Origin of the sequence: Mycobacterium sp. smrl_JER01 (genome assembly GCF_048513595.2) — a bacterium.
In the GTDB taxonomy this organism is placed as follows: domain Bacteria; phylum Actinomycetota; class Actinomycetes; order Mycobacteriales; family Mycobacteriaceae; genus Mycobacterium.
Map to the genome: position 1 here is coordinate 5,923,889 of NZ_JBLXXK020000001.1, position 12,112 is coordinate 5,936,000.

Genomic DNA, 12,112 nt, shown 5'->3' on the forward strand with positions numbered 1-12,112 from the left:
CCGGCGTTTCGGGCTCGTCCGGCGGTCCGGGGTCCGCCGTCACGGGGGCGGTAGCGGGCCCGGCGGGGGCGCACCCGGCGGCGGCGGAACACCCGGCGGCGGGGGTGCACCCGGACCACCCGGTGGAACACCGTCGGCCGGCACGGCCGGATCGGGGACCGGAGCGCCCGGCGGACCGACCGGGACCGTGGTCGGCGGTCCCCACGGGATCGTGATACCCGGGGCGATCTCCAACGTCGGCTGGATCACGGTTTCTGACGGGACCGGTGCCTCGGTCGTGCGCGGCGGCGGTGGTGGCGCCGGCACACCGGCGTATCCACCGATCTCCTCGGGCTTGGGGAATGACTCGGTGTCGGTGCCCTGCAACGCACCGTCCATCGTCGCCTTCCAGATGTCCGATGGCAGACCCGAGCCGTACACCGGTGAGCCCCACTGGTTCTGCAGCGGCTTGGTCCCCTCGGTGGTGCCCACCCAGACCGCGGTGGACAGCGACGGGGTGAACCCGACCATCCAGGCGTCGCGGTTGGCGCCGGTGTCACCGAGCTGGTTGGTTCCGGTCTTGGCCGCCGACGGTCGTCCGCCGGCCAGCGCATGTCCGTTGGAGTATGCCGCGATCGGCTGCATCGCAGCGGTGACGTTGTCGGCGACGGCCTTGTCGATGCGTTGCTCGCCGGTGTTGTCCTCCTGGGTTGCGTCGAACAGCACGGTGCCCTCGGCGTTGACGACCTTCTGCACGAAGTGCGGCTTGTGGTAGACGCCCGAGGCCGCGAGCGTGGCGTAGGCCGACGCCATGTCGATGACCCGGGATTGGTACTGCCCAAGCACGACTCCGTTGTTCGGGGGCCCACCCTGTCCGTCCTCGGACAGGGTGTGCTCGACACCGGGGAAGCTCTCGGCGATGCCGGCGGCGTGCGCCGCGTCGGCCACGTCCTGCGGGCCGTTGTTGAGCTGCAGCATCAACCGGTAGTAGCTGGTGTTCAGCGACCTCTTGAGCGCCTCGGCGATGTTGCAGGTACCGCAGCTGTTGCCCTCGACGTTGGAGATCTGAATACCGTTGACCTCGACCGGTGAGCTGTCGACCTGGTAGCCCAGGCCCATCCCCTGCTGCAGCGCCGCGACCAGCGCGAAAACCTTGAACGATGATCCGGTCGGCAGCCCCGCCTGCGCGAAGTCGAAACCGTTGGCGTCCGATCCACCGTAGTAGGCCTTCACGCCCCCGGTCTTCGGGTCGATCGACACCACCGCAGTGCGCATGTCGGGGTCTTGGCCGTCCATGTACTGCTCGACCGCATCCACCGCGGCGGCCTGCATCTTCGGATCGATCGTGGTGGTGATCTGCAGACCCTCGGTGTTCAGCGTCTGCTCGTTGATGTCGAAGATCTCCATCAACTCGTCCATGACCTGCCGCTCGATCAGCCCATTGGGGCCCACGGTCTGGTTCTGCATACTGGCCTGATCTGGCGGGATGGTCGGCGGGTACACCTGCGCGGCGCGGTCCTGCGGCGACAACGCGCCGATCTCGACCATGCCGTCGAGCACCCAGTTCCACCGCGCCGCCGACGCGTCCGGGTCCACCGCCGGGTCGAGCACCGACGGCCGCTGGATCAGCGCGGCCAACAGCGCGCCCTCGGAGACGTTGAGCTCCTCGACGGGTTTACCGAAGTAGGCCTGGGCAGCAGCGGCCACACCGTAGGCGCCGCGACCGAAATAGATGATGTTCAGATACGACTGCAGCACCTGGTCCTTGGACCACTCGCCGGACATCTTCGTCGAGATGACCAGTTCCTTGGCCTTGCGGATGACGCCGCCGACACCGGATCTGGCGTCGCCGACGAGCGCGTTCTTCACGTACTGCTGGGTGATCGTCGAACCGCCCTGCAGGTCACCGCCGAAGATGTTGTTCTTGGCCGCCCGCAGGAAGCCGGTGAACGAGAACCCGGGGTTGGAGTAGAAGTCGCGGTCCTCGGCGGCCATCACCGCGTCGCGCACGTGCACCGGGATCTGGTCGATGTTGACGTCGACCCGGTTGCCCTCGGGCGGGACCACCTTGGCGATCTCGCTGCCGTCGCTGGCCAGGATGGTCGAGACCTGCGCCGTCCGGATATCGCCCGGTTTGGGCACGTCGACGATCATGTACGCCATCCCGAAGGTCAACAGCGGCAACAAGATCAACACCGCCGCCGCCACCAAGGACCCGCGGCGCACCCACTTCCAGTTGATCTGTTCGCGCAGGGTTCGGCGCGGACCGGTCGGGCCGCCTCCGTAGGGGCCGCCGCCGGACGGACCGCTACCCGGGGGACCACCTGCGGGGGGACGACCGGGTGGTGGTGGCTGGGGTGGGCCGGATCTGTCGCGGCGCCTGCGCCCGCCCGCGTCCAGGGCGCGCTTCACATCGTCGATCGGATCCCGCAGATGTGCCGGGGTGCTGTCCCTGACCGGAGGCAGCACCGCGGTGTGGCGATCGTCGGGTACCGGCGGTCGACGTCCGGGGGGGTCAGCCTGTCGCCGTCCCTGCCCGCCCTCGGACGGCGAACGTCCGGGCGGATCGGCCGGCCGGCGCCCCGGAGGGGTGTCATTGCGATGTTTCGGGTTCCTCGCGCCAGTGTTTCCTGCGCCACTGTTCCTTGAACCACTGTCTTTCGCGCCCATGTCTTTCGCGCCCATGGCCTCAGCCGCCCTCTGCCCATCGCGGGCGTTGTCGGTCGACCGGTCGTGGCGCCCGTCGCTATTCACTGGCCGTGCGCGCCGCGCCGCGCGCCGTCTGGGTGCCGCGCGGTCTGCGTGACCCCTTGGGGGGTGGTACCGCGCCGAGCACATAGGACTTGACCAGGTGATTCCAGCTGCACGTGCGGCATACCTCCACCACGTGAACGGAGAACTCGTCGTATCGGGTTGCCAGCAGGACCAGCTCCTCGGCGGTGCGTGCCGATCCCGACACCGCACCGAGGTGATCGCCGAACACCCAGGACACCAGCGTGAGCTGCTCCTTACGGCAGATCGGGCACATCACCGAACTGGGCTTGCCGTGGAACTTCGCGGCGCGCAGCAGGTACGGGTTGGCGTCGCAGACCTCCGAGACGCCGGTGCGTCCCGAGTACACCTCGGCCAGCAGGGACCGCCGCCGAAGGGCGTAGTCCACCACCTGTCGCTGCAGTCGCACGCAGACCAGAGTACGTCGGCGCTTCGGGCACCGAGGCTCGACGTGCGGCCCGAGATGGCGTCGGACCGACCGGCAAACCATCTCGACCGGGTCTGGCCTGCGCCGTCACCGGCTGAACTCTTACGATCTTGACCGTGGCTTCGGGCAGCTCGGGACGACGCACGTCGTCGACACGCGCAAAGGACAGCGATCGCAACGAGACCTGCCAGATCCTCGACGCGGCGCTGGCCGAGGGCCAGCTGTCGATGACCGAGCACGGCGAACGGGTGAAATCGGCCACTACCGCCGCCACCCTGGGCCAGTTGCAGGATCTGGTGTCGGATCTGCAGACCGACAAGACGCTGGACGTCCCGGTGATCACCAAGATCGTCAACCGACAAGGACCGGGGGTGCGGGGCGGCTGGGGGGTCGGCTGGGGGATCAAGGCCGCCATCGCCGGGGTCCTGATCGTCCTCGGGATGGCCATCGGGTGGGGTCTCTACGGCAACACCCCGTCACCGCTGAACTTCACCTCCGACCCCGGCGCCAAGGACGACGGCATCCCGGCCGTCGTTCTGACCCCGCCGCGCCAATTGCAATCGCTGGGCGGGTTCAACGGGCTGTTCGAACAGATGCGGCAGAAATTCGGCAGCACCATGGGCTACGAACTCGACATCCACTCCGACATGGCCTACCTCGACCGGCCGGACCCACAGGACAACCGGCGCAGCATCTCCTATCACTACCGCGGCGGCTGGGGCGAGCCGATCGGGTCGTCGTCGACCGTCGGCGTCGACGATCGGCTGGTGGATCTTTCCAAGTTCGACTACGAGAAGACGCTCGGCATCCTGCGCGGGGCCCCGGAAACCGTCGGCGTCGCCCGCGCTGACGTCAAGGACACCTGGCTGCGGGTCAGCCCTTCGGAGGACCCGGCGACACCGGACGCGGTCATCGTCGAGATCATCGTCAACAGCGATTTCGGCACCGGCCGCATCGAGCTGTACCCCGACGCGAGCACCCTGGCCATCTGGCCCGCCAACCGCTGACCTGCGAAAACCGCCTAATGGTCGGCTCGCTATAGCGCTCAATATATCGGCGCGATACACTTGGCCGAGGTGTTGAACCGTCGTAGCGACGCATCGGTATTACTGAAGGAGGTGCCCGGATGCTCGAGCTCGCCATCCTGGGGCTGCTTCAGGAGTCGCCGATGCACGGCTACGAGCTGCGCAAGCGACTGACCGGTCTGCTCGGCGCATTCCGTGCCTTCTCGTACGGCTCGCTCTACCCCGCGCTGCGCCGGATGCAGGCGGACGGACTGATCGTCGAGGACGCCGCACCCGAAGGAACGCTGAAGGTCCGCAGGGCGCGCCGGGTGTACCAGCTGACCGAGGCCGGCAAACAGCGCTTCACCGAGCTGGTGGCCGACACCGGTCCGCAGAACTACTCCGACGACGGCTTCGGAGTGCACCTTGCCTTCTTCAATCGCACCCCGGCCGAGGCCCGGATGCGCATCCTGGAGGGCCGTCGCCGCCAGGTGGAGGAACGTCGCGAAGGCCTGCGCGAAGCAGTGGCGCGGGCGAGCAGCTCATTCGATCGCTATACCCGTCAGCTCCACCAACTGGGGCTCGAGTCCAGCGAGCGCGAAGTCAAGTGGCTCAACGAGTTGATCGCGGCAGAGAGATCGGCGCAGGGGCGCGCCGAACAAACCTGAGCTCAGCACCGGTTGTAGCCGCAAGAATTACCACAGTTAGTAGGACAGAGGAGAAGTCGTCATGACCGCAAGCAATGACGTCCGGGTCGCGATCGTCGGCGTAGGTAACTGCGCGTCCTCGCTCGTCCAGGGCGTTCAGTACTACAAGGACGCCGACGAGAACGCCACGGTTCCCGGCCTGATGCACGTCAAGCTCGGCGCTTACCACGTGCGCGACGTGAAGTTCGTCGCCGCATTCGACGTGGACGCCAAGAAGGTCGGCTTCGACCTCTCCGAGGCGATCTTCGCCTCCGAGAACAACACCATCAAGATCGCCGATGTGCCGCCCACCGACGTGGTCGTGCAGCGCGGTCCGACCCTGGACGGCATCGGCAAGTACTACGCCGACACCATCGAGATCTCCGACACCGAGGCCGTCGACGTGGTCAAGGTGCTCAAGGACGCCGAAGTCGACGTCCTGGTGTCCTACCTGCCGGTCGGTTCCGAAGAGGCCGACAAGTTCTACGCGCAGTGCGCCATCGACGCCGGAGTGGCTTTCGTCAACGCACTGCCGGTGTTCATCGCATCAGACCCGGTGTGGGCCAAGAAGTTCGAAGATGCCGGGGTGCCGATCGTCGGCGACGACATCAAGAGCCAGATCGGTGCCACCATCACCCACCGCGTGATGGCCAAGCTGTTCGAGGATCGCGGCGTCACCCTGGACCGCACCTATCAGCTCAACGTCGGCGGCAACATGGACTTCCTGAACATGCTCGAGCGCACTCGGCTGGAGTCCAAGAAGGTCTCCAAGACCCAGGCCGTCACGTCCAACCTGTCCGGTTCGCTGGCCGGCAAGATCGAGGACAAGAACGTCCACATCGGTCCGTCGGATCACGTCGCCTGGCTCGACGATCGCAAGTGGGCCTACGTCCGCCTGGAAGGCCGCGCCTTCGGCGACGTGCCGCTGAACCTGGAGTACAAGCTCGAGGTGTGGGACTCCCCCAACTCGGCCGGCGTGATCATCGACGCGGTGCGTGCCGCCAAGATCGCCAAGGACCGCGGCATCGGTGGCCCGATCGAAGCCGCCTCCGCGTACCTGATGAAGAGCCCGCCCAAGCAGCTCGCCGACGACCTCGCCCGCGTCCAGTTGGAGAAGTTCATCGAGGGCTGAGCCCTCAATCCAATTCCGAGGGCTGAGCCCTCAATCCAATTCCGAGGGCTGAGCGTCCTTTTTCCGCCGAGAGTGCGGGCAGATCGTGTTTCTTTCCGGAATCGCGATCTGCCCGCACTCTCGCGTTGGGCCTGCTAGAAACCGAAGCTGAGCTCGGCGGGCACGTCCGACGCGAACGCCGAGTCCAGAGTCACGAGGTGATCCGGCTTGGCATATCGCAGCCGACCGGCAGTCGCGAACGCCGAGGCCCGATGGGCACCCAGGTACAGGCTGCCGAGCACCGAGAGGTCCAATTCCACATCGGCATCGGCATCGGTGGCCGCACAGTGGGCTCTGCCGTCACGAACGTCGAGTGCGAATCGACCGCCGCCGCCGCCGAGTGCACCGTCGGTGACATCGAGCACCAGCGACAGGTCCGCGCCGTAGCTGCGGGCCTGCAGCGCCCTGGGGATGTCGAGCAGGCGCAGCCACAGACCGTCATGGCTGCCACGGTGACGCACCAGCCGCGGATCGGTCAGCAGGTACGGCAACAGATGGTCCGGGTGGGTCACGACGTTCACCGAGCCCATCAGGTCGAGTCCGAGCAGGGCCCGCCACAGCGCGATGAATGCCTCCGGGGTGACCGCCGCCAGGTGGGTGACCTCGGCGCGCCCCTTGCCGTCGTCCGTCTCGTCGCCTCCGTGCACGCGGTACATCGCATAGCCGTCGGTATGCAGCAAGCAGTACAGCGCGCTGCCGCCGTCGCGCAGCGCCTCCCTGTCGGCGAGCACCTCGTCCCACAGCGCAGCCGGCGTGTGCAGCCCGCCCGGCGTCTGCAATCGCCACCGCTGTTCGATGTCTTCGAGTCGGGCGCGATGAGCGGCGGGCGCAACCACCCGAACCCCACCGGGATCCGGGACGTCGGCGTGGAACCGGGCCCGCGTGCGGTCGACGGACAGGCTCTGCCAGATGGTCGCCGGACCGTACCCGAACCGGCCGTAGATCTCGGCCTCGCTGGCCTCCAGACCGGCGATCGGATAGGCGCCCATGCGGCGGTGCAACTCGGCGAACATCCCGCGCAGCGCGCCGCGCCTGCGGTGGGTGGGCGCCACCGCCACGAACGACACTCCGGCCATCGGTAGCACCGCACCACCGGGAACCGTCAACTCGAGATCCAGGAACACCGCCAGTCCGACCACATCCGAACCGTCGCAGGCGACGACGGCGCTGTCGGTGGGCATCAGTGCCCGCCACGCGTCGACGGTCTCCTGTGGTCGCCACACGCCGAAGCTGGTCGCCGCGATCAGGCCCATCGCCGGCCAGTCAGACTCCTCGGCGGAACGGAAGGTCAGTTGATGAGATGAATTCGCCACATACCCGACCGTGGCATATCGCCACTCCTGTCGCATCCGAATATCGGCGGCTGCGTAGGGTCGGCCCATGACGGAGATCGCCGACGACGAACTGCCCCACCTCGACGAGTTCGCACTGCTTCCCGAGAACGCCGAGCAGGCCGGTGTCACCGTGGTGCCACGGGCCGAACGCGTCGACGCCGGGCCGGTCAGCGCGGTGAGGTTCGGTGACCGCGCTCCCGAGGTGGTGTTCCTGCACGGCGGCGGCCAGAACGCGCACACCTGGGACACCGTGATCGTCGGGCTGGGGCTCCCGGCCCTGGCCGTCGATCTTCCCGGGCACGGTCGATCGGCATGGCGCGAGGACGGCGACTACGGACCCAAGCTCAACGCGGTCGCAGTCGAACCCGTCATCCGAGATTTCGCCCCTGAGGCGGACCTGGTGGTCGGAATGTCGTTGGGCGGGCTGACCGCACTGCGCCTGGCGGTGGCCGCGCCGGAGCTGGTGCGCCGCCTGGTGCTCGTCGACGTGACGCCCTCGGCGCCGGAACGGCACACCGAGATGACCGACGCGCAGAAGGGCACCGTCGCGCTGACCCAGGGCGAGCGCATCTTCCCGTCGTTCGAGGCGATGCTCGAGGTCACGGTTGCCGCCGCGCCGCACCGCGACCGGAAATCGTTGCGGCGTGGGGTTTTCCACAACGCCCGCCGACTCGACGATGGCACCTGGACCTGGCGGTACGACAGCATCCGCACCGGCGAAGGCTTCCAGAACCTATGGGACGACGTGCCGCGGTTGACCACCCCGACCACGCTGATCCGCGGCGCCGATTCGTTCTTCGTCAACGACGAGGACGCCGCGGCGTTCGCCCGCACCGCACCTGGATTCCAGCGTGTGCACATCGTCGAGAACTCCGGACACTCGGTGCAAAGCGACCAGCCGCGGGCGCTGACCGATCTGCTGCGGGGCGTCCTCGACGCGTAGCCGCGGCCGGGTGGGCAACTGCAGGCGCGTCGACTGTTGTTCACCTGGTGCTTGCCTCGTGCTAGCCCGGCTCCCGTAGGTTTCCGCGAGTCCGGTCGCCCAGCCCGCGGCCGGAGTTTCGTCTGGGAAGGACTCCGCGATGGCCCTCGTGCCGCTGAACCTGCTCGTGTCTCACAACGGAAAGTCGAAGCGCCAGCATGTGACCTGTGTGCACAAATGCGGTGACGCATGCTCGAAGCCGGTGCCCAACAAGAGCGACAACGAGTACTTCGGTGACGTCGTCAAGGCCGTCTCCCGGCGCTCGATGCTGCAGGCCGGCGGCGTCGCCGTGCTCGCCGTCGGCGCCGGTTCCGCGCTGGCCGCCTGCTCGAACACCTCCGAACCGGCCCCCACCTCCTCGTCGGAGGCGGCCGCACCGGCCGACCCGCCGGCCGGCATGAACTTCTCCTCGGTCGCGCCCAACAGCGAGGACGCGGTGGTTGTCGCCGACGGCTACGAACAAGCTGTCGTCATCAGCTGGGGTGATCCCATCCTTCCCGGCGCGCCGGCATTCGACGTGAACAATCAGACCGGCGCCTCCCAGCGGGGCCAGTTCGGGTTCAACAACGACTTCGCCGGACTGCTCCCGATCGACGGTCAGCCGGGCCACTACCTGCTCGTCACCAATTTCGAGTACGCCACACCGCAATTCATGTTCCCCGGCTACGACGCCGCGGCCCCGACCCGCGACCAGTTCGAGGTCGAGGTCGCCTCGATGGGCATGGGCGTGGTGGAGGTCGAGCGCACTCCCGACGGTGCGCTGCGTCCCGTCATGGGTCGCTACAACCGTCGTATCACCGGCGACAGCCCCTTCACCCTGACCGGTCCGGCCGCGGGCACCGACTTCGTCAAAACCCAGGCCGACCCCGACGGTCGCACCGTGCTGGGCACCATCGCCAACTGCGCCGGCGGCGTGACCCCCTGGGGCACCGTGCTCTCCGGGGAAGAGAACTTCCACGGCTACTTCGGCGCACCGGAAGGATCGCCCGCGGTCAACCCGGTCGAGGCCGACCGGCACGACCGCTATGGTGTATCGCTGGAGCCGTCCGAATTGCTCTGGGAGACATTCGATCCCCGATTCGATCTGGCGAAGACCCCGAATGAGGTGAACCGGTTCGGCTACATCGTCGAGCTCAACCCGTGGGACCCGGAGTCGACACCGGTCAAGCACTCGGCAATGGGCCGGTTCAAACACGAGGGCGCCAACATCCACGTCGCCGACGACGGTACCGTGGTCGCCTACACCGGCGACGACGAGCGCTTCGACTACATGTACAAGTTCGTCTCCAGCCGCAAGATGGCCCCGGTCGGCCCGAACGGATCCGATCCCGCCGCGATGGCGAACAATATGGCCATCCTCGATGAGGGCACCCTCTACGTCGCCAAGCTGTCCGGCGACATCCCCGCGGCCGAGCTCGACGGTTCCGGAAAGCTGCCCGCCGCAGGCTCTTTCAGCGGGACCGGGACGTGGATTCCGCTGTTGCGCTCCGGCCCGAACGGGCAGGCCGAATCGCTGGTCGACGGCATCACCGCCGAGGAGGCCGCGGTGTTCACCCGGATGGCAGCCGACAAGGCCGGCGCCACCAAGATGGACCGCCCGGAAGACTTCGAGGCCAACCCCAAGACCGGAAAGGTCTATGTGGCTCTGACCAACAACTCCGAACGCGGCGCCGACGGCAAGGCCGCCGCTGACGCGTCGAATCCCCGCAACGACAACAAGAGCGGGCAGATTCTGGAGATCACCGACGACCACACCGGCACCGACTTCACCTGGGAGCTGCTGTTGGTGTGCGGCGACCCCGCCGCCGCCGACACCTACTACGGAGGCTTCGACAAGAGCAAGGTCAGCCCGATCTCCTGTCCCGACAACCTCGCGTTCGACAGTCACGGCAACCTGTGGATCTCGACCGACGGTAACGCGTTGGACTCCAACGACGGTCTGTTCGCGGTGGCGTTGGAGGGTCCCAACCGAGGTGAGACGAGACAGTTCCTGACGGTTCCGCTGGGAGCCGAGACCTGCGGCCCGGTCGTCACCGACGATCTGGTCACGGTCTGCGTCCAGCACCCGGGTGAGAACGACGAGAACAGCATCGACAGCCCCCAGTCCCGGTGGCCCGAGGGCGGCAACGGTACCGCGCGGCCCTCGGTCGTGGTCGCGTGGCGCAACGGCGGTCAGATCGGCGTGTAGCCGCCTCGCCGAGCGGGAAACTGGACTACATGACCTCCTCCGCCCCTTCGGTTCGCATCGGTGTGCAACTGCAGCCACAACACGCTCCGCGCTATGGCCAGATCCGTGACGCGGTGCGTCGATGTGAGGACATCGGCGTCGACATCGCGTTCAACTGGGATCACTTCTTTCCGCTCTACGGTGACCCCGACGGTGCGCACTTCGAGTGCTGGACCATGCTGGCCGCCTGGGCCGAGCAGACGTCGCGCATCGAGATCGGCGCGCTGGTCAGCTGCAACTCCTACCGCAATCCGGAGTTGCTGGCCGACATGGCGCGAACCGTGGACCACATCTCCGACGGGCGGTTGATCCTCGGTGTCGGGTCCGGCTGGAAGCAGAAGGACTACGACGAGTACGGCTACGAGTTCGGCACCGCGGGAAGCAGGCTCGACGACCTCGCCACCGCGCTCCCCCGGATGGAGGCAAGGCTGGCCAAACTCAATCCGCGATCGGTGCGCGACATCCCGGTGCTCATCGGCGGTGGTGGCGAGAAGAAGACCCTGCGGCTGGTCGCCCAACATGCACACATCTGGCACTCGTTCTCCGATACCGACAGCTACCCCCGCAAATCCGACATCCTGGCGCAGCATTGCGCGGACGTGGGTCGCGACCCGGCCACGATCGAGCGGTCGGCGGAAGCCAAGGGCCGTGACCACGACGCGCTGATCGACAACGCCGAGGCGCTGCGTCGGCTGGGCATCACCACGTTCACCGTGGGAGTCAACGGTCCCGACTACGACCTCAGCCACGCCGAGGCGCTGTGCCGGTGGCGGGACCAACACCGCAATGGTGACTGAAGCTGCCGATCAACTCCTGAAGGTGCGGGCGCCATGAGACACTGGCGCCGCCATGCCCAAGAAGTACGGGGTGAAGGAGAAGGACCTCGTGGTCTCTCACGTGGTCAACATGGTGCTGACCGGCAAACTTCGGTCGGGAGATCGGCTGGACCGCAACGAGATAGCCCATGAGCTCGGCCTGAGTCGGGTTCCGATCCAGGAAGCGGTCGTCCAGCTCGAGCATGACGGCATTCTGTCGACCCGATACCACCGCGGCGCCTATGTAGAACGGTTCGATGCGGCCACCGTCCGCGAGCACCACGAGGTCTACGGTCTGCTCACCGGCATCGCCTCCGGACGGGCGGCGGATGCCCCGGATTCGACGGTGCTCGCCGACCTGGACCAGGAGATCGAACAGATGCGCGCCGCCCGCGACGCCCGCCAGTTCGATCTGCACGCCGGACGCTTTCGCGCAGCTATCACCGGCGCCTACGCCGGTCCACGGCTGCAGGCCGCCATCGGTGCCTCCCAGGCGTTCATCCCGCTCAACTTCTGGCAGGGTTATCCGCAGCATCGCGACCGCCTGTTGCCGTCCTATGCGGCCGAACTGGCCGCGGTCCGCGCCGGGGACGCCGACGCCGCCCGGGCGGCGTGCGCCCAGCGCGCCGAGCTGATGGCCTCGATCCTGCTGACCGAACTGGTCCGCCGCGGCGTGCTGCCGCCCGAAGCATCCTGAGTGAGCCGAAGTCGCCGT

General features: G+C 67.5%; 10 protein-coding genes. 7 read left to right on the plus strand and 3 right to left on the minus strand.

From position 1 onward, the window contains the following. Positions 1-39: 39 nt before the first annotated feature. Positions 40-2,664: a transglycosylase domain-containing protein gene (locus tag ACNUDN_RS27955; RefSeq protein WP_419124912.1), complete on the minus strand. Its 2,625-nt coding sequence runs from the start codon at positions 2,662-2,664 to the stop codon at positions 40-42. Between the two features lie 61 nt (positions 2,665-2,725). After that, positions 2,726-3,160 (minus strand): DUF5318 domain-containing protein, encoded by a 435-nt coding sequence (locus ACNUDN_RS27960; RefSeq protein ID WP_419124913.1) that lies wholly within the window; start codon positions 3,158-3,160, stop codon positions 2,726-2,728. A gap of 134 nt (positions 3,161-3,294) precedes the next feature. Between ACNUDN_RS27960 and ACNUDN_RS27965 the strand changes: the two genes are divergently transcribed. The 3 genes from ACNUDN_RS27965 (at position 3,295) to ACNUDN_RS27975 (ending at position 6,000) form a co-directional block, all read left to right on the plus strand. Then, positions 3,295-4,185, plus strand: a complete 891-nt coding sequence (locus tag ACNUDN_RS27965; protein ID WP_419124914.1) for a DUF1707 SHOCT-like domain-containing protein — start codon at positions 3,295-3,297, stop codon at positions 4,183-4,185. A gap of 119 nt (positions 4,186-4,304) precedes the next feature. After that, positions 4,305-4,850 (plus strand): PadR family transcriptional regulator, encoded by a 546-nt coding sequence (locus ACNUDN_RS27970; protein WP_419124915.1) that lies wholly within the window; start codon positions 4,305-4,307, stop codon positions 4,848-4,850. 61 nt (positions 4,851-4,911) lie between these two features. Then, positions 4,912-6,000: an inositol-3-phosphate synthase gene (locus ACNUDN_RS27975; protein ID WP_419124916.1), complete on the plus strand. Its 1,089-nt coding sequence runs from the start codon at positions 4,912-4,914 to the stop codon at positions 5,998-6,000. A gap of 134 nt (positions 6,001-6,134) precedes the next feature. Here ACNUDN_RS27975 and ACNUDN_RS27980 read toward each other — a convergent pair whose 3' ends face one another. Then, complete coding sequence (locus ACNUDN_RS27980) at positions 6,135-7,388, minus strand: enhanced intracellular survival protein Eis (RefSeq protein ID WP_431961206.1); 1,254 nt, start codon at positions 7,386-7,388, stop codon at positions 6,135-6,137. 31 nt (positions 7,389-7,419) lie between these two features. Between ACNUDN_RS27980 and ACNUDN_RS27985 the strand changes: the two genes are divergently transcribed. The 4 genes from ACNUDN_RS27985 to ACNUDN_RS28000 all read left to right on the plus strand — a co-directional run bounded on the left by ACNUDN_RS27985 (position 7,420) and on the right by ACNUDN_RS28000 (position 12,094). Further along, on the plus strand, positions 7,420-8,316 hold the full coding sequence (locus ACNUDN_RS27985) for an Rv0045c family esterase (protein WP_419124917.1): 897 nt from the start codon (positions 7,420-7,422) through the stop codon (positions 8,314-8,316). 139 nt (positions 8,317-8,455) lie between these two features. Continuing rightward, complete coding sequence (locus tag ACNUDN_RS27990; protein WP_419124918.1) at positions 8,456-10,543, plus strand: PhoX family protein; 2,088 nt, start codon at positions 8,456-8,458, stop codon at positions 10,541-10,543. 29 nt (positions 10,544-10,572) lie between these two features. Further along, on the plus strand, positions 10,573-11,379 hold the full coding sequence (locus ACNUDN_RS27995) for an LLM class F420-dependent oxidoreductase (RefSeq protein WP_419124919.1): 807 nt from the start codon (positions 10,573-10,575) through the stop codon (positions 11,377-11,379). A gap of 52 nt (positions 11,380-11,431) precedes the next feature. Further along, entirely contained in the window at positions 11,432-12,094 is a 663-nt protein-coding gene (locus ACNUDN_RS28000; RefSeq protein ID WP_419124920.1) for a GntR family transcriptional regulator, read from the plus strand. Positions 12,095-12,112: the final 18 nt, after the last annotated feature.

Bases quoted from the DNA above. Each gene is read 5' to 3' on its own strand.
- ACNUDN_RS27955 (WP_419124912.1), bottom strand. From the start codon at position 2,664: ATGGGCGCGAAAGACATGGGCGCGAAAGACAGTGGTTCAAGGAACAGT.
- ACNUDN_RS27970 (WP_419124915.1), top strand. From the start codon at position 4,305: ATGCTCGAGCTCGCCATCCTGGGGCTGCTTCAGGAGTCGCCGATGCAC.
- ACNUDN_RS27975 (WP_419124916.1), top strand. From the start codon at position 4,912: ATGACCGCAAGCAATGACGTCCGGGTCGCGATCGTCGGCGTAGGTAAC.
- ACNUDN_RS27980 (WP_431961206.1), bottom strand. From the start codon at position 7,388: ATGCGACAGGAGTGGCGATATGCCACGGTCGGGTATGTGGCGAATTCA.
- ACNUDN_RS27985 (WP_419124917.1), top strand. From the start codon at position 7,420: ATGACGGAGATCGCCGACGACGAACTGCCCCACCTCGACGAGTTCGCA.
- ACNUDN_RS27990 (WP_419124918.1), top strand. From the start codon at position 8,456: ATGGCCCTCGTGCCGCTGAACCTGCTCGTGTCTCACAACGGAAAGTCG.
- ACNUDN_RS27995 (WP_419124919.1), top strand. From the start codon at position 10,573: ATGACCTCCTCCGCCCCTTCGGTTCGCATCGGTGTGCAACTGCAGCCA.
- ACNUDN_RS28000 (WP_419124920.1), top strand. From the start codon at position 11,432: ATGCCCAAGAAGTACGGGGTGAAGGAGAAGGACCTCGTGGTCTCTCAC.